The organism is Mesorhizobium sp. M0189 (assembly GCF_040322135.1).
Classification (GTDB): domain Bacteria; phylum Pseudomonadota; class Alphaproteobacteria; order Rhizobiales; family Rhizobiaceae; genus Mesorhizobium.
In genome coordinates this window covers 1-17271 of record NZ_JAMYSW010000015.1, presented here as the reverse complement: position 1 = coordinate 17271, position 17271 = coordinate 1, and the positions used below count along the sequence as shown (strand labels likewise).

Sequence of the window (17271 nt, the reverse complement as noted above, 5' to 3'; positions counted from 1 at the left end):
GCGTAGTACAGTCACCGCCTGAGCGGATGAGATGATGTGAACGACAATGAAAAGCTCGCGCGAGAAGTGAAAGCCTGGCGGGCGAAGGGAGGATTCACCGCCGAGAGTGCAGCCAACGTCTTGGGAATACCGAAACGCACTCTTGAAGGTATAGAGCAAGGTCGTGGCTTCCCTTACCCGGTACTTCTGCGCGTTGCTATAGAAAGCAAGACCCTTTCGCTTCAGGCAATGCTGGAGGATTCCTCGCCTGTGAAGCAACGGCAGCGGAAAACTCAAAGTGAGATCTAATGGCCAGATCATTCAAAGATGTCCGCTACCCCGGCGTTTCGTCGCGCATCAAGAACGGAAAGCTCGTCTATCGCTATCGCGGCAAAGGAATGCCCGAAATTCGGCTTCCTGGCAGACCAGGCGATCCTGAGTTCGAAGCCGCCTATGAACAGGCAACGCAAGGCCAAGGTCAAAAGGCCGTCATCATTGACTTGCCCGGTCTGGCGTTGCCAAAGACATTTGGTCATGCTGCGCGCCGACTTGAAGCGACGATGGAATGGCTGGACTTCGACGAAGCGACGCAGCAGAAGAATGCCCGGCTTATTGAACGTTTCCTTCGGATGCAGGTCGATCCTGCCTATCCGCTGACTTGGCGCAACACGCCGGTGGAACATCTCGATGCCGACCATTTGCGTGCGATTATCGAAAGTGTCTTTGCCACCAACCGGACGGTTGCCAAGCACCTGCTGGTGGCAATCAAGAAGCTCCTATGGGTGGCGATCGAAGTTGAGAAATGGATCAAGCCGCAGGACGATCCCTCGCTGTCGATCCGTGTCCGCATTCCAAAATCGACTGCCAATCCCGCCTGCCCGATCGCCATTCGTGAAAAGTTCGAGGCGCACCATCCAATCGGATCAGCGCCGCGCACCTGCTATGCGCTCGGTTTCTGGCTCGGGAACCGACGCGGCGATATCGCCTCACTGGAGTGGGACGATTTGGTCCTCGAGGAGATCGAATTGTTCGATGGCTCCTTGGAAACAATCGAAGCCTTCGACTTCCGACAGCAGAAAAATCGCAACCGTCATGGCGGGCGCGAGATGTTCATCCCTGTTGTGGACAAGCTGGCGCAAGCTTTAGTGCCATTAGATCGCTCTAAGGGTGGGACGGTATTGAAGAACGCCTATGGGCGTCCGTTCTCCAAAAAGAGCCTCACTGGCATGATGGCACATTGGAACAAGCAGGCCGGCATCCCGGAGGGCTACACCCTGCACGGGCTGCGCCGTACCTTCGGCACGTATCTCGCCGAATGCAACATCCAAGCCCGCGCTATCATGGAGGCGATGGGGCATTCTTCAATGACGGTAACAGACCACTATGTGCGAGAGGCCAATAAGAAACGGATGGCTGTCGATATCGCCCGCGCCATCAACGAGCGGGAAGCCAAACGCGACGCCATGAAGCAACGGATACCTCTGCGCGTCATCAAATGAGTGAATCAACCCGACCAAGCGGAGGGTGGCACATCGGCCGCCCTTTTTTGGGCCCATAATAGGCCCAAAACGTTTTGGGCCGAGGCGTATTTTCCTCAATAAAATCAATGGTTATGGTGGGCCCGGAGGGTATTCAGAAAGCCATCCAAATCAATTGGTTAGAGATCAGTGGGACTTAAGAGTATTCAAATCTTTTCCAATGTTTTTCGATGTTGTTGTCCCACTCAGAAGTGCCTCAATCGACCAAGCCGACGCACTGAGCGCCTCACTCGGAAGGGAGGTTTGCGCAAGGCGAAAGGAAGATCGCGTCGGTGTGCAGCCTTCCTGAGAAAGGTCGCGGTAGCGCCAACTGCTGACGCTCAGCGCGAAGACAATCAACGTCCTGTTATGGGGCCGTTTGCGTCCGGCAGCTTCGCGACAGGAACAGGGCCAGAGCGGACGTTCGAGGGTGACGCTGCTCGGTAGAGCTGCCACTGATTTGCAAGCTGTTCAAGGCACGTCGATATAGCTGCATGGATCGAAGCGATCTTCTACCTGCACAAAAAGCATACGGCCGCTCGGCTCGACATCGACAGTCTTGTACGAGACCGGCACGCGCGTGAGCACTCCCATCTTCGTTTCAGCGAGCGCGGCGACTGCCAGTGCAATCGCGTGCGGTTTGGAGCCGAGTGCCATGCCGGTCGTCCCGGCACTGGGACCTGACCTACAGAACGCGACGGCTTCTTGCGCGACGCCGATAACGTCGCAAAGGCCATGGTCAGTTCGTGTTACGTTGGGTGCAGACATGAGATCATTCAGCGCCGAACGTTCGCTCGCAAGCATGGGAAGATTATCGTTCGGCGCGGTTTCTTCAATGAAGATGAGCTTTAGCCTTCCCGGTTCAACGCGTTCAATGAAAGGCAGGGACAATCCCAATTCGCCGCCCATCGCCACGATCAGGTCAATGGTTCCCGGCAGATACTGCCCCGCAGTCAGGTACGGAATCAGAGTTGAGCGCCAATCCCCGAGTGATATAAGTGAGCGCGGACCACCAATGGCTGGCTTTGAGCCTTCCAGTGAGGACGCCTCTTGGTTGAGATCGTATTTTCCTCCCGCATAGATGCAGTCAAAGCACGCAAAGTAGTCTCTCGTAAAACCTAACCCAATTAGGAAAAGCAAATAGCTCTTCGGAATGCACGTTATGTCTATCAGAATCCGCAGTGGGCGCTTGACAGCTACATATTTCTCGCGAATCCAAGCCTCCAAGGTCGAGAAATTCTCCTGAGAGTCCGTTGAAGGCGCTAAGCTCACTGTCTCGGCAATCGTCGCAAACTTCCTGATTTCTGCGAGCATCGCCAACTTCCTGTCTTCGATCGCGTCGTTCCATGACTTGAACTTGATTAAGCTTAAGCGGGGCAGGTCGCCCGAAAGTGTGGCCAATGCCGCTGTTGCGCGCGTCTCCCAACTGAGCGCGGCGATCAGCAGGTCATATTTGCGCGGCGGCCTCCAGTCGACAGTCAGGTCTTGCTGCCGAACGGTCAGCGATCCGATCGCTGCCTCTTTAGAAATCATCGTGCAATTCTCTAAATGGGAGGGCAATCTGCGCGTCACCGAACTTCCCCGCCATTCCTGCCATAATCTTCGCCCAGGCGAAGGGGCTCAGTTCCTCCGGCTTCAGACATAACTGACTGATCTCGTTCGGAGTTAGCCGGACCGCCTCATAGGCACCACGATACGAGAAACGGAAATGAGGCGCGAATCGCCTATGGAGCCGGAAGGCGAGCGCTTTCGAAACATTGTCCGCTTGGACTGCGCGTACGGCCCTAGGCGTCTCAACTATCCGGAAATAGCCGGCCAGAACGGCCTGTTTGAAAGCGGCTTGTACAAACGCATATTCGTCTTCTCGGGTTTGACTGGAGGCAGGGGGATAATCAATCAAGAAGACGCCACGTTCTGCTGCTCCAAACACGCGAGGGTCACCGGGATTACTTTGGAGAAAGGCGGTTAAGTAACCTAGGCCGTTAACAAGGCGCCCAACGACGTCCGAGTCAATTTCTGATCTTGCTGCAATTCCGTCCAAGTACTTCTCACTCGCGGAATAAATGCCATCATTTTGAATCTGCGCGGATATCTGCGAGCGTGAAGTTACGAAGCGTGCGAGGTTTGCTGGATCATTGCTGTCGAGCTTGTGGAAATCACCGTACTTCTCAAAGATCTCGCCCATAACCTCGAGGAAATCTCTAATCGAACTATCGGCAAGCGCGATCACAACGTTCGCGCCGGCTAGCGGGATACGACGCGCACGCAGGCTTGCCGCAAAATGGAGCAAAGCGTTTTGTTGTTTGCGACGAATCCAGGCATTGAACGCCTGGTCTGAATAGATCGTTCCGTATTGGTCGAGTCGAGCGATGTCCTCTGGCCCGAAGCTGGCGCTGAAGGCTTCCTCGCGTCCCCGCCAATGAAGCAGAAGATAAGCCTCGTAGTAAGGCAGGCGTCCACCTTTGATGTCGAATTTGCGCGCAGTCCGCGGATCTATCTTTCGGACGGCTCGTAGAAGATGCTCTGCTGCGGATTTCACTTGCGCAGCCAACGGGCGATGTGACCGACTGACCAACTGTCCCATCATCTCGTTGACGTCTCGCGATCCCAGTCGTTGGTCAAGATCGAAGAAGCGCGAAATCTCTTCCTGGCTGGTGAGCGTTCGCTGATCCTTGGGAAGGGAGAAAAGCAATCGCAGGCTCACTACAGACTGACAGAGTGCTTTGAAGTCGATGGTATCGCGACTGTCGAGTGACAAAACTCGACGGTCTGCATCGGTAAGTGGCTGCGCTTCAATGAACGTGTCGCTGTCGTCCTGAACCGAGCCCACAGAGCTAACTACCCAGGAAATCGGCGCGCGGCTGAGCCTCACCAGCGTGTTGAGACTCTTCCGCTGGATAAAACTCAATGCTTCACAATCATCAAGACAGAATTTGAAGCTGATTGACCGAGGTTCGAACTGAGTTACCAGATGGACCGATTCCGCGAGGCGCTCCATCAGGAAAGAGAGCAACTGATAAGGTTCACGTGCGGGCAAGGTCTCGACGAACGCAGCCACTGATCCACGCCCGCAAGCCTCATTCATGCGTCGTACAATTATGCGGAACACGCGAGCGAGTTCAAGAAACGTCCTCGGCGCTTGGTTGGAGAAGGTGGCAATCTCAGGATATTCGGTCGCGCAATCCTCTACGATGCGAAGCTCTTGGCTGGGCTGATAGATTACTGACCCCAAGACGCGCAGCGAATGGCAGGCATCAAGTGCTCGTTCGGCGCATGTTAGTTCCACAGCCAGTGAAAAGAAGCGATGATATTCGAGTACCGGATTTGGCGACCTCGGAAACTGTGCTTCCCATCCGTGATGAGACATTGACGCCGAAACGTGATCCGGAAAGCGGACGTAGATACCCAGGTGCTGGAAATCCGCCAGCTTACGCTGCAGACGGAGCGACTCATTCTGCGACAGGTCTTCCCAGCAGATCGCCTTCAGCAGCGTTGTCTTGCCGACTCCTCGCCCACCATAGACGAACACCGATTTGTCTCCAGCCAGCTCCTCAGCAGTAGAGGTGAACCATATCAAGGGACGACCATCACGGTGGTGTTCCCAACGCGTGGGGCGAAAAGGGTTCAAGCCATAGTCGTTCATATCTTGGCCCGTACTATCCAGTGCGAGGCATCGAATTCATAATTTTCGACAGCTATAGATTCGTCTGCTAGAAGAAGTTCTATCGCTTCTCGCAGACTCTCTTCGAGATCAATGGAGAAGAACGCCGGATTGTGATTGACCAAGTCACTCCAATAGCTTTCGCCAACCGACAGAAGATGGCTGTATATCCTCCCCAAGCTAGGATCATGTGAACGTCTGCGGTGCCCAAGAAGAGGGATCGTACAGGGGCTGCCTCGATGCAGGACGCCCGACGCATTGAACCGCCAAGGGTAAATCCGGCACGAGAGTGGCAGCCCCTTCCTGGTGTAGTTAATCTCGATCATGTTAAACCCATCTGTTGCCGCGGGGGCAGAGATGGTGATTAGACATTGCGATGACGGCGTCGACAGGATCTCGATCGGATCCTCGTGGATGTGACCGTGTAGATACAGGATTGGACGACGTGTCTCCAGTAGAGAGGCACGAAATGCACCCGAATTCACCAGTTCAGTATACGGAGCTAGGCGAGTGAGCCTCTGTGGAAGCAAATTGTGGTGCGCAGCGATTATAAGTAGCGCTTGAGGTTCGGCGGTTGCGGCGTGTTGGACGATTTCTCCAATGCTCTCGTTGGAGAAGGCAGGCGTGTCAAACTGCCGATCATAATAGGCTTGCAGCGCCGAAGCGCCTCCCGCTGCAATCGCCGTCTCAATAGCCTTTCCGATCCCTTCCCTGAACTCAGACGGTATGTATTCCGCCGCGCCACAACCCCAGCAACTGTTCATCAGATTGATATCCGCAACAGAATTGCCTTTGCGCACCGCCATCGAGATGGTCCGCTCAACGGGGAGCATGGGCAAGCCGTTCTTACGAAGATGATCGTTCAGCGGCGCAAATTTCGTCGCCAGGCCTGGCTGTTTCGCGAGATCCCGGTTGATGTCGTGATTTCCCGGCACGATACCAATCTTAACTGCGGCATGATTTCGGTTGCCGCCGATCTGCAGCGAATTGGCAAGAAAGGCAGACGAACGTTCGTAGTGGTCGAGCGCGCCACGGTCCGTGAAATCGCCCATGAAGATCAGTGCGTCTATGCCGCTCTCATCAAGCAGCTTGTAGATCTGTTTGAAAACCACCTTCGTTGGTATTGCCGAGATGACGTTTCGTAACTCGACGGAAAACGCAGAATCCTTCTGGTCGACATTTCGCTGCGCAAGCGCAGCGGTTGGAAGATGGACATCACCAACCTGCAATATGCGGATTTTGGAAAGCATTAAATAAATTTCTGTCTTGAACTATGCCGTATCACAATTGAGCATCCATCCTCGCCGTTCTGTACCTAATGTAGGTCCGACCCCAGCATCGGTTCAGAAGTGCCACAGAAGCGGCAGCGTTTGATACGCACGGGGATAGAATGTAGATCGGGTAGAATTCGTTAGGAAGCCACTTCAACGTTTATGTCGGCGAACGACTGATAGATGCCGTACGGCAGAATGCTACCAAGGGCAACACAGGGTTATGATTTCCGGTTCATCGCCGCTGCAATAACCGATGGGTCACAGAGCTGGCACTTCGCGCTAGACTGCAGCTGCGGCATTCTCGATCATACGCTCAACTATCCTGTTCGCACGTCGTTGCCGCCGTTCGCCGCACCTATCGATCGGAGGCCCAGCCTCGCGGTAGCCGCTATGTGTGGCTGCACGCAACCTTGACGAGGAACAGGAGCAAGAATAGACGATAGAAACAGGCACAAGATCGCCCTCCCCTGTCCTTGGATCGTGTTCATGCGAGAACAATCAACTGAGTGCTGCGGGTAGCGATTGGTCCACTTCAGAGCGAAGTTGGTCAAGTGGCTGATATTAAAAGATTTTGGTGGGCCTAGCAGGCCGTTGAAGAAGTCAGGCTCTTTCGCAAACGAAGCCGGAATCGTCGGCGTTGTGGATGTAGAAGTGGCCGACGAGGCGACCTGCAGTGCCAAGGACAACCCAGCCGCGGCCACAGGCTGGGTCGTTCTCATCATGCCCCTCCCACGAGAATTCCGCGCAGGCTGAACGATCGCGGGTGCCATAGCGGACATCGAGGAAGCCCTTGAGTGCGCCGAAGGCGATCTCGCCATCCGCCGAGCCTTTGAATGTCAGATGGGCTTCCTCGACGAGATCGAGGAAGTCGTTATCCCAAACATCCATCTCGATGATGCGCCAGCGGCCGGCGAAGGCCTTGGCGAAGCCGGGAACCTTGGCCATCAGCCGGTCTCCGCCATGAGCTTTGGCAGTCGCACCAGATTGTAGGCAGCGGCTGCGAAGGTGAAGGCCCATCCGACACGGTCGCGGCCGCGGAACCTGGTCTTGTGCTGGCCGGCCACGACCTTGATCCAACCGAACGCCTCTTCGATGCGCTTCCTGATGCGCTGGCTGACGGCATAGCCGCCATGTCGCGTCGTGCGCCCGTCGACCGCGGAACTGCGGCCGCTCGTGTTCTGCGTCCGCATCCGCCCTGGTGATGTAACACCGACCGGCGACGAGCGAGACCCGGGCCCGCCTCCTGCGATGATAGCTAGGCGGGTGCTCGTCTGGGCGTCCCAAGTCTCGCTCCGCGTTTTCGGGACGCGACGCAAGAATCCTGCTATCGTTGGCAACATGGCGATCCTCCTTCTGCTCTGATGATGATGCCGGTCGACAACGGTGATCAAACTGTCTTCGGGGAAGATGACGTCCTGAAAGAAGAACTGATCGTCCTCCGCGGGCGCGAACTGCGCACAGATAGCAAGTGCGAGGGGTCAACCGCCTCCGAAAAGCGTCGCGACTACCTCATTGGACTGGGCCTTTCCGGCGGTGGTATCCGATCTGCCTGCGTGTCGCTCGGGGTTCTACAGGTTCTCGCCGCGCACAAGATGCTGAAGCATTTTGATTATCTGTCCACCGTCTCGGGCGGCGGCTACATCGGTGCCGCCCTGGCCCTGCGATATGCACAGAAGGCTCACAAGGAGAGCGATCCCGACGCTGCCTTTCCCTATGCCGACGAGAGAACGGGCGAGATCGAGCACCTTCGTCATCACGCCACTTACCTCGCCCCTCGCGGCGTGCGCAGTTTCGCGACTGGCTTCGTCGTCGTCGCCCGCTCGCTCATCCTGAACACCTTCATCTGGATAGTGATCGGCGGCATCGTGCTCGCGCTGCTCATGCTGCCGTTGGACGAAGGTCGTCAATGCTGGATTCTTCCCGATACTTTGTGCACCGCCAAACCGAACGCCTTCTTTGACTGGCTTCTGGTGCTCGCCGCGGGACTGGGGCTTGTGCTCCTCGCATTGATGGCGGGCGCGTCGCTCTCGAGCTGGTGGGTGAAGGGCCACAGGCAGCCACAGCGCGCCTGGTGGATAAAACACGTTTTGCTTCCGGCCGTCATAAGCGTTCTGCTGTTGATCATCTGCTATGCAGTGCTACCGCAAGATGCCTTTCTGAAGCCCTCCTCTGCCATCAAGGGACACCATGTCGTCTTGCTGGTCATCCCCGTCGGCCTCCTTTTGGCGATCGTGGTGCCGTTCCTCGGTCCCAAGTTCCCACGATGGTTCCTGCTACTTTTGTTAGGAACGGTGAGCGGGATAGCGGCATACCACGGCAGTAAGTCTCACGCATTATGGGCACTGGCGCTTACCAGCGGCGCGGCGACGGTATTCGTCCTGTGGAATATCATACCCGCCAACAACAACAATCAGGAGGTTCCTCACGAGTCAGTCCCTGCGGACACTGACGAGTTTACCAACCAGGTCCCCTCGCACAAATACATGCGCCGGCGGTTTCTCGATTCTTGGTCGGGAGCACTCGTGGTGGTCGCACTTGCCTGCGGTGTCGTCGGCCTAGTGCCGATGACAGGATGGCTGCTGCAAAAGCTATTCGGCGGCGAAGGCACAGACGAAACCAACTATGACGAGAGTCTCATATCGCTAATCAACTATATGGGGGCCGCGGCCTCGGCGCTTTATGGTTATTATCAAGCGCACCTGAGAAAGAATTTCGGGATCGGCACCGCCTTTGTAGTGGTTGTAGGCTCGGTCCTTCTTTGCTTCGCGACCCTGGTTTTCGCGCACCGAGTCGCGCTCGACTTGGTTGATGCCTCTCGCAGCCTCAGGATTAACTTATGGACGCTCCCCTGGCACCAAGGGGTCCCGCTGGCGGCGGCAATCGCCGCACTGGCACTTGGTTTTTTTGTCAATACAAACGACCTGGCATTGGGACGTTTTTACCGTGACCGCCTGATGGAGGCCTTTATGCCGAACCTGAGGCAAGGAGTTGGAGGCGCTGTGCAGGTGGGCCATGACCAACCCGCCAGCACTGCCGACCGCTATCGGCTGTCGGCAATCGCGCATGATCACCCGCTCCTTGGCCCCTACCCGCTGATCAATACCAACGTCCTCGCACGCAGGTCGCCCGACTTCCGGCAGCGGCGACGTGGCGGGGCGAACTTCGTGTTGAGCCCGCGCTACTGCGGCTCAGACTTAACTGGCTGGAAACACACAAGTGAGGTGCTCGACGATCAGCTCACCGTCCCGACAGCGATGGCAATCTCTGGCGCCGCGGTTAATCCGGGCGGCGGTCTGGCGGGTCAGGGCGTTACCACGAATTATGGCGTCGCCGTCGCGATGTCCCTGCTCGGTCTCCGCCTGGGCTACCACTTCAGGTGGCACGACAAGGGAGGTGTTGCGCACGTCGCCCGACGCTTCCTGAACCCGTTCGGCAATCACTTCATCCCGGCTGCCAGCGAGATTGGCGCCGAGTTGCTCGGGATGCGCTCGCACCATCCCAACTTCGTCGAGCTGTCTGATGGCGGTCACTTCGAGAATCTTGGACTCTACGAGCTCGTTCGTCGGCGCTGCGGCCTGGTCGTAATTGTTGATGGCGGCGAGGAACCTGGGGCCTCCTACGCCGCCTTCACATCGGCGATGACGCTCATTCGCGAGGATTTCGGCGCCACCATTGAGCTCGACCCGAGGGCAACACCTGCCCAGGTGGTCGCCCGGTCGGTCGACAACGAATATCCTCGCGCGGCCGAGTTCGCGAACCGGGGTTACTTCCTCGCCTCGATTCGCTATGCCGCGTCGGATCAGGTCGGCACCGACGCGGGGTGGCCGCAAACAGGGCTGCTGATCTATCTGAAATCAGCGATGATCAAATCCCTGCCGATCTCGGTGCGTGGCTACAAGGGGGCAAATCCGGACTTTCCGTACCAGTCCACTGCGGACCAGTTCTTCTCGCCCGAACAGTTCGAGGCTTACCGGCAGCTCGGTATAGGAATCGCCGAGCAGATGCTCGACGAGACCAAGCTCGGGGAGCTCTTCGCGCCGGAAGAGAGCAGCCGTCCGACGTTCGGGGATCTAACTGCCCGCTTCGTTGAACAGCCGGACCTCTGCAAACCGCCGATTGCAGACCCAGTTTAAGCCAAGACCAACGGCTGCTCTGGGTCATGAATACCGGTTCCGGCGAACGTCCGCTCTCCGGGAGCAAAATCAGGCTGCGAATGTCTGCCTAGGGTCAGGAACGCTGGTTGCGGTGAACGTCGGCTATCGGGCAGCGAAAAGGGCTGGTGAAGGGCGGCTTAGGGTCATGATTTCCGGTTCATCGCGCTGCAATGACCGATGAGTCACAGACGCTGCATTTCCTGGGCGCGGAAGGTGCTTGGAAAGTCAGAAATCAAAGGCTTATTCCCGATTCCACAAGCATCCGGTCCTGAGTGGGCAGACGGCCTTCCTAATGGTAATTAGCCAGCGACACGTTGACCGTTCTCGTCATGCGCGGGTGAAATCTACGTTCGACCATATACGTCGTCGAAGCGAACGATATCATCCTCGCCGAGATAATCGCCGCTCTGCACTTCAATGATCACCAGGTCAATTCTGCCTGGGTTCTCCAGCCGATGCTTATGGCCGCAGGGGATGTAGGCTGATTCGTTTGTCGCCAGGAACAACTCTTGCTCGCCATTGACGATTTTCGCGGAGCCGCTGACCACGACCCAGTGCTCCGAACGATGATAGTGCATCTGCAGGCTCAGCCGCCGACCGGGCTTCACCTCGATGCGTTTGATCTTGAAGCGCTCGCCTTCCTCAAGAACCGTGTAGGTACCCCACGGTCGGTGTACCGTGCTATGGACCAGGTGAGCTTCATGTCCTGAAGCCTTGAGGCCCTCGAACAGCTTCTTGACGTCCTGAACGTGGTCGCGGGATGCGACAAGCAAAGCGTCCGGGGAATCGACGATCACCAGATCGCTGACACCGACCGTGCCGATGACGCGCTTGTCGGAGCTCACATAGCTGCCGGTCGTGTCGACCATATGCACATCGCCGCGTATCCTGTTCCCGCTTTCGTCGGGGGCGATCAAATCGGCCATTGCGTTCCAGGATCCGATGTCGTTCCAATCCATGTCGCAGGCAACCACGGCAAGTTTGTTCGTCTTCTCCATGACAGCGTGGTCGAGCGAGATTCGCGGGGCGGAGCCGAAATGCTCAGGCGCGAGTTCGATTTTGGCAAAGCCTTCGCCTTGACTGAAGCGGCCGTTCTCGTAGCTGTCGGAGACGGCCTGGATCACCGCGGGGCAATGCGATGCCATCTCGTCGAGCATGGTTTGTGCGCTAAAGCAGAAAATGCCGGCGTTCCAGAAGAAGCGCTTGGACACGACATAGGCTTTGGCTGTGTCCAGATCCGGTTTTTCAACGAAACGAACGACTTTCTCACCATCCGCTTCGATATAGCCGAATGCCGTGTCCGGTCTGGTTGGGGTGATGCCCAATGTGGCGATCCGCCCGAGCTTCGCATGTTCGATGGCCCGGCACATGACGTCTAAAAATGCAGGCAGCTTGCCAACCATGTGATCGGCTGGGAAGACGCATAGAATCGCGTCAGGGCCTTGCGTTGCCTTGGCATGGATGGCGGCTGCCGCAACGGCTGCGGCCGTATCCCGGCCTTCAGGCTCGAGCAGAAAGGTGCGTGGCAGGACCACGGAATCCAGTTCGTCGAACGAGTCCTTCGTAACGAAGAGGTGTTCCCCGGATATCACACCGACGAGTTCCACTACGCCCTCTATCGAAGCGGCGCGCAGCACAGTGTGCTGAATGAGAGAATGTCCATCTGCTACTTTGAGGAAAGGTTTGGGGTGCGATTGCCTCGAAGCGGGCCATAGCCGCGATCCGGCTCCACCGCTGATGATGACGGGAACCACTTTCATTAAACAACCTCGATTTCGTCTCTGGACGTCATTGCCCGCGCCCTTAGCGTCAGCGTCACGACCGCCATCGCTCTGTGATGGTCTTGCGGCGCTCCGAGTAACAGCGAAGTTCTGGCGCGTTGCCGGACGGCCGCAGATGAATGATCTCGCCATTCTGTATTCGTGCCCTAAGGCCGTCGGTTTCATCGACGTCGGCAACAGTCCCGAATGGAGCCAAGAACTGCTGCAGTGTGTCCGGATCCTCGAGCCTGCGGATCAAGCTGAGCAGCTGCGGGACATTTAGCGTATGCCATGGCCCGCCTCTCGTGAATTGCGGTCGATGTCTCTATGCCTGTTCGTTGCATCTGCCGAATTGCCCCGGTAGCGGGCCCTAATCAAGATGAGAGATTCTTTGGCTGCCTTCTATCAAAATCAAACGACTTGGGTCCTTCAGATCGAACTCAATTACCCGCGGTACGAAAAGGCGTGCATATCGTGTAAAGGCGCTCGTCGGAGGAAACCGAATAACGGTATCGCAGCGCCCGAGAAGATACATCTCAACGAGGGCGGAAATTGCGCCGTCCATCCCAAGTGCTGCAGTGTGCAAGGGGCCGTCTTGATCGGATCGGAAATGCTTGGGGACGGTGAGAAGATCGGGAAACCTGGCCGACAGGTGATCCAGGATTTGCGCGCTGTCCGTGCACAAGAACAGCCGCACAGGCTTGGGGTGCGGTAACGCTTTAGCCTTATCAACCGCAGTGCACACTTGTCGAACGGCGAACTCCGGATCGGCCCAGTAGGGCGCATGGTCCATGATGTCTTCACCGTTACCATGTCGAACATGAACCCCGATGATGCTGTGCCCCTCAAAACATTCTTGGTAAATGGCATCTATGCGTGTTTGAATTTCAGACCGAGGCTTGACACTCTGGAAGACCTGCCGCTCGGCATCCTCATCGCAGCGCCACATTAAGCAAGCGTCACACACTACTGTGTTCGCTTCGACATCGTGTTCGGCCTGAAAGAGCTCGCCCAACTCGTCGCGCTCTTGGAAAATCTGCTCATGTGGGCGGTAAAGGCAGTCGATCGCTGGCCTATTCCACCACTCTGGGAAGAATGGACCCGGGAAGGAAAAGTCGTTGATCCGGTCGTCGCAAATAGCCGGTACGCCAGCGATGTCATTGATCGGTTGGAAGAACACCGGAAAGGCATTTGCGAAGGGTTGGTCGAGATAGCAGGACCCGCGCCAGTCGACGGCTAGCGTTCGTCCCGACCGCTGAGCGTAGCGCCAAGCGGCCGCCAGCGACCACAGACAATCACCGAACCCCGTACGCCTCTGAGAGACGACGAACCTGCGCTTTACCAATCCACTGACCTGCATTTTCGGAAATCTCGTTTCAGAGACGAGGTTGCATCTGGCTTGGGATCTCTTAATCGCTACTAGTCGACCGTTACGCCGGGCGATTTGGTAGAGGCTGCGCGTGGGGCAGAAGAGCTCCCTCAGCACTGCCTATCCTTATCTCTTGACGCTCGCAAATCTTGACGCCGGGTACACTCGCTTCCGGTTTAAATTCAGCGTTCTCTAATGCGCCCGGCGACATGTGTAAAATTGATTGCGTGAATGTGACCCATCCATGTAATGGATACTAAGGCGTTCCTTGACCATGAGCCTCTGCTGACGTGGGGCCGCGCTTTGCTAAGCGAAACAGCCGGTCGAGGCAGTCCACAAAGTCCCTTTTTCAAGTCCAATTCTTAACTGCCTCAACGTAACATGTCATTTGCGGGCGTTTCCGGAAGGACGGATGTGCAGGACCCGCCAGCCGTCGAATGTCAGGCGCAGGCCACCCACGTCATTTATGGCCATCATGGCGTCCGGTCCCATCGAAAGATGCGACACGGCGCCCTCTGACGCTTTCAAGTGCGCCAACATGGCGCAAGTCCTGCCGGATAGCTTTCGAGCCGGCTGGACTGAGCGACTGGCACGCGATGCTGTGCGACGATGGCCGAGAGAGGAATTTTGGCGTCTGCAGCCATGTGGAGGATCGTTCCGACGGTTCCGCGGGTTCTCGGTGTCAGAGCCGACACCTGTGCGAACCCGCTCTCGTCCGTTTTCGACAGGCCCTTGAGGTTCATGACCCTGTTGTTCGCCGAGATCACCCGCCAGTTCAGCGATCCAGGTGAAGATCGGCACGCCTGTCGATGCGGCGATCATCGCCTCGGCCAGCGAAGATGATGAAGAGGGCCATTGGGTCAAGTACAAGCGCCGACCAGCGTTTCATTGCTTCAAAGCCCATTTCGGTGCCTACGCCGATACGGCCCTTGTCGAGGAGATCGCCGTCACGGCGCCCACACCGAGGACGGCAACGCCGTTCCTGATGCTCTGCCCGACAATCCCGGCGAAGTGTTTGCCGACAGCGCCTACCGAGGCAATCATCTCGGCGACGCGGTGCGCGCCAAGGGTGGAAGGCCGCGCATCGTCGCAACCGCTATGTGGGGGCGCGACAAGGCCGAAAGCTCGACGCCTGGAACCAACCGATCCACAGAATTTGTACTCGGATCGAGAAGATCTTCGGCACCTGTAGCCGGATGCGATGGCGAGGGCTGGCAAAGGCGGCCGTTCAAATTCGCCGCACTGCGATCGCCTGCAGTATGAAACACAGTTGGATGGTCGCCTCGTCCCGCCCATCGTTGAAGCCCAGCCACCGTTTTCGGGCTAGCGCGCCCGAAATTCCTTGGAGGTCAATACGTAATGCCCTACCCGGCTTTTCGCCGCCGTCTCAGATGTGCGGTTCGCCCGAAGCCCCCGACTGCCACGAACTTTGTCTTCGCGCGGAGCGAAACCTCGCGCCCACGACTTTGTGCCGCCGATGGTGCCGCGCTGCCCTGTCAAACAATCCATTTTATGGATGCACCTCATCCAAACAATCGATTTCACTGATCAAAACAATTTCCATTAGAAGACTCGCTGAAGCAGGCAAAGATTACTTGGTCAGCGCAAAAGAGGGATGGTGGAGTGCTAGTGTGGGTTGGACCCACATGCTCGCCATTTTATCTGGGAACGGTTACGTGCCCTGCTGGCGCAGGGCAATACGATTCTACTGGCCACCCACTTCGTGGAAGAAGCGGAGCGGCTATGCAACCGACTGTGCGTGCTTGAGAACGGATGTAGAATCCCAGAAGGGCGTCCTAACTCGCTGATTGATGAGCAAATCGGGTGCGACGTGATTGAAATCTATGTCGCTCACCCCGTGAGCTGAGTTCGGCACTCAGGCCGCATGTGCGACTTAGGCAGGTTAGCGGCGAGACTCTGTTTTGCTATGCCTCGAAGCAGGAGCAGGTGTGCTCGCTGGCTGACACTGTCAATGACGAGCTCCGCGCCGCATCTGTCGAAATCCTACCATAGGGCGTGAGGCGGGCCGCAGTTTGCTGGCGGTGTGGCGAGCCAGAAACTTCAATTACCATAGAGCAGGAAGAAAATGGGCGAGAACAGGAAAGTTGCTCTGGTTACGGGCATAACGGGACAGGATGGTGCCTATCTCACGCGTCTTCTGCTGGAAAAAGGCTACGTCGTTCATGGGATTAAGCGACGTTCCTCTTCCTTCAACACGGGTCGCATCGAAGACATCTACCAAGACCCGCACGATCCCGATCCGCGCCTAATTTTGCATTACGGTGACCTCACTGATGCGACCAATCTCATCCGAGTAGTTCAGGAATCCCAGCCAGACGAGATTTACAACTTGGCCGCTCAGAGCCATGTCCAGGTGTCGTTCGAAACGCCGGAATACACAGCAAACGCCGACGGTATCGGAACATTGCGACTTCTTGAGGCGATCCGCCTCCTCGGTCTGAAGGACAAGACCCGCTTCTATCAGGCCTCGACTTCAGAGCTCTACGGCCTCGTGCAATCCGTACCGCAGAACGAAACAACGCCCTTTTATCCGCGCAGCCCTTACGCCGCCGCCAAGCTCTACGCCTACTGGATCGTGGTCAACTATCGCGAGGCCTATGGTATCCATGCTTCCAACGGCATTCTCTTCAATCATGAAAGCCCACTGCGCGGCGAAACTTTTGTGACGCGCAAGATCACCCGCGCCGCCGCTGCTATCTACCTCGGCAAGCAGGACAAGCTTTATCTCGGCAATCTCGATGCTCAACGCGATTGGGGCCATGCGCGTGAGTACGTGCGTGGTATGTGGATGATGATGCAGCAGGATCAACCGGATGATTACGTGCTGGCGACGGGCAAGACGACCCCTGTCCGCCAATTCGTCGAATGGGTTTTCGAAGATGTCGGCGTCGAGCTCGAATGGCGTGGTGAAGGAGTCGACGAAAAGGGCTATGATGTCGAGACCGGCAGATGCCTAGTCCAGGTAGACCCACGCTACTTCCGCCCCACGGAAGTCGATCTTCTCCTGGGCGATGCCACCAAGGCGAAGGAGAAGCTCGGCTGGGTGCATGAGACATCCGTGCGCGAGCTCGCCGCGGAAATGGTGCGGGAAGACCTCAAGGTCATGCGGACATCGGTAATCATGAAGGAAGCATAATGTACGATCTGAAGGGAAAAGCCGTGTGGGTCGCGGGCCACAAGCATGGTGGGCAGCGCTGTCGTAGGCCGCCTCGCGTCTGAGACTGCAAAGTTATGGCCGCCCTGACGTTTCCCCCAAATTTTATCCAGTCGTGAGTTCGTTTCCGGGGGTGGATTTGCCCTGATGGCCGGTGGACGCGACGGGTGCTGGCGCGGAGCGTTTCACGTTGCGCAGCGCGAGCGACCGTCGCGGGTTGAAGGTCGATGCACATTCGTTGGGTGTCTGCCATCCGATGTGCGAGTGCGGACGCGCGCCGTTGTACAACACGACGAGAGAACGCCCACGGGACCGAGGAACGCAAGTTTCTTTATCCATGGCATCCCTGGGCCGGGCGTTGTGTTCACGTTCATGAGGTGAT

Annotated in this window: 12 protein-coding genes and 2 pseudogenes; 6 read left to right on the top strand and 8 right to left on the bottom strand. The window is 57.0% G+C overall.

Annotated elements, in window-relative coordinates; all coding sequences use genetic code 11:
• Positions 1-36: 36 nt before the first annotated feature.
• Together NKJ09_RS23920 and NKJ09_RS23915 are read left to right on the top strand one after the other, a co-directional pair.
• Entirely contained in the window at positions 37-288 is a 252-nt protein-coding gene (locus NKJ09_RS23920) for a helix-turn-helix domain-containing protein (protein WP_023718689.1), read from the top strand.
• A complete protein-coding gene (locus tag NKJ09_RS23915; protein ID WP_352495916.1) occupies positions 288-1478 on the top strand; it encodes a tyrosine-type recombinase/integrase in 1191 nt (396 codons plus the stop codon). The genes NKJ09_RS23920 and NKJ09_RS23915 overlap by 1 nt, the downstream gene beginning before the upstream one ends.
• Before the next feature lie 489 nt (positions 1479-1967).
• Here the strand turns inward: NKJ09_RS23915 and NKJ09_RS23910 are convergent, their stop codons facing one another.
• The 5 genes and pseudogenes from NKJ09_RS23910 to NKJ09_RS23890 form a co-directional block, all read right to left on the bottom strand.
• Positions 1968-3029 (bottom strand): hypothetical protein, encoded by a 1062-nt coding sequence (locus NKJ09_RS23910; protein WP_352763963.1) that lies wholly within the window; start codon positions 3027-3029, stop codon positions 1968-1970.
• The gene (locus NKJ09_RS23905) at positions 3019-5139 is read right to left on the bottom strand and encodes an ORC-CDC6 family AAA ATPase (RefSeq protein ID WP_352763961.1); all 2121 of its coding nucleotides are present in this window, start codon (positions 5137-5139) and stop codon (positions 3019-3021) included. The genes NKJ09_RS23910 and NKJ09_RS23905 overlap by 11 nt, the downstream gene beginning before the upstream one ends.
• A complete protein-coding gene (locus tag NKJ09_RS23900; RefSeq protein WP_352763959.1) occupies positions 5136-6407 on the bottom strand; it encodes a metallophosphoesterase family protein in 1272 nt (423 codons plus the stop codon). The genes NKJ09_RS23905 and NKJ09_RS23900 overlap by 4 nt, the downstream gene beginning before the upstream one ends.
• Positions 6408-7031: 624 nt before the next feature.
• Entirely contained in the window at positions 7032-7376 is a 345-nt protein-coding gene (locus NKJ09_RS23895; RefSeq protein ID WP_352763956.1) for a hypothetical protein, read from the bottom strand.
• A pseudogene (locus NKJ09_RS23890) lies at positions 7376-7612 on the bottom strand (transposase); the annotation flags it as partial. The pseudogene NKJ09_RS23890 and the gene NKJ09_RS23895, both read right to left, overlap by 1 nt.
• Positions 7613-7795: 183 nt before the next feature.
• Between NKJ09_RS23890 and NKJ09_RS23885 the strand changes: the two are divergent.
• Positions 7796-10564, top strand: coding sequence for a patatin-like phospholipase family protein (locus NKJ09_RS23885; protein WP_352763953.1), 2769 nt, complete (start codon positions 7796-7798; stop codon positions 10562-10564).
• A gap of 365 nt (positions 10565-10929) precedes the next feature.
• Here NKJ09_RS23885 and NKJ09_RS23880 read toward each other — a convergent pair whose 3' ends face one another.
• From NKJ09_RS23880 to NKJ09_RS23870, 3 genes are all read right to left on the bottom strand, one after another.
• Positions 10930-12345 carry a mannose-1-phosphate guanylyltransferase/mannose-6-phosphate isomerase gene (locus NKJ09_RS23880; protein ID WP_352763952.1) on the bottom strand — a complete coding sequence of 472 codons (1416 nt, stop codon included), beginning with the start codon at positions 12343-12345 and terminating at the stop codon, positions 10930-10932.
• A gap of 55 nt (positions 12346-12400) precedes the next feature.
• Positions 12401-12562: a hypothetical protein gene (locus NKJ09_RS23875; RefSeq protein ID WP_502901811.1), complete on the bottom strand. Its 162-nt coding sequence runs from the start codon at positions 12560-12562 to the stop codon at positions 12401-12403.
• A gap of 153 nt (positions 12563-12715) precedes the next feature.
• Positions 12716-13705, bottom strand: coding sequence for a nodulation protein NodZ (locus NKJ09_RS23870; protein ID WP_352763949.1), 990 nt, complete (start codon positions 13703-13705; stop codon positions 12716-12718).
• 796 nt (positions 13706-14501) lie between these two features.
• Here NKJ09_RS23870 and NKJ09_RS23865 point away from each other — a divergent pair.
• The 3 genes and pseudogenes from NKJ09_RS23865 (at position 14502) to gmd (ending at position 16871) form a co-directional block, all read left to right on the top strand.
• Positions 14502-14906 (top strand): hypothetical protein, encoded by a 405-nt coding sequence (locus NKJ09_RS23865; RefSeq protein WP_352479097.1) that lies wholly within the window; start codon positions 14502-14504, stop codon positions 14904-14906.
• A gap of 441 nt (positions 14907-15347) precedes the next feature.
• Positions 15348-15664: pseudogene (locus tag NKJ09_RS23860) on the top strand (nodulation factor ABC transporter ATP-binding protein NodI); the annotation flags it as partial.
• A gap of 136 nt (positions 15665-15800) precedes the next feature.
• Positions 15801-16871 (top strand): GDP-mannose 4,6-dehydratase, encoded by a 1071-nt coding sequence (gmd, locus tag NKJ09_RS23855; protein ID WP_352503316.1) that lies wholly within the window; start codon positions 15801-15803, stop codon positions 16869-16871.
• Positions 16872-17271: the final 400 nt, after the last annotated feature.

What these genes read in the sequence shown, in the direction of transcription:
- gmd (WP_352503316.1), top strand. Translation starts at nt 15,801, where the DNA reads ATGGGCGAGAACAGGAAAGTTGCTCTGGTTACGGGCATAACGGGACAG.
- NKJ09_RS23880 (WP_352763952.1), bottom strand. Translation starts at nt 12,345, where the DNA reads ATGAAAGTGGTTCCCGTCATCATCAGCGGTGGAGCCGGATCGCGGCTA.
- NKJ09_RS23870 (WP_352763949.1), bottom strand. Translation starts at nt 13,705, where the DNA reads ATGCAGGTCAGTGGATTGGTAAAGCGCAGGTTCGTCGTCTCTCAGAGG.
- NKJ09_RS23885 (WP_352763953.1), top strand. Translation starts at nt 7,796, where the DNA reads ATGATGCCGGTCGACAACGGTGATCAAACTGTCTTCGGGGAAGATGAC.
- NKJ09_RS23910 (WP_352763963.1), bottom strand. Translation starts at nt 3,029, where the DNA reads ATGATTTCTAAAGAGGCAGCGATCGGATCGCTGACCGTTCGGCAGCAA.
- NKJ09_RS23905 (WP_352763961.1), bottom strand. Translation starts at nt 5,139, where the DNA reads ATGAACGACTATGGCTTGAACCCTTTTCGCCCCACGCGTTGGGAACAC.
- NKJ09_RS23915 (WP_352495916.1), top strand. Translation starts at nt 288, where the DNA reads ATGGCCAGATCATTCAAAGATGTCCGCTACCCCGGCGTTTCGTCGCGC.
- NKJ09_RS23900 (WP_352763959.1), bottom strand. Translation starts at nt 6,407, where the DNA reads ATGCTTTCCAAAATCCGCATATTGCAGGTTGGTGATGTCCATCTTCCA.
- NKJ09_RS23895 (WP_352763956.1), bottom strand. Translation starts at nt 7,376, where the DNA reads ATGGCCAAGGTTCCCGGCTTCGCCAAGGCCTTCGCCGGCCGCTGGCGC.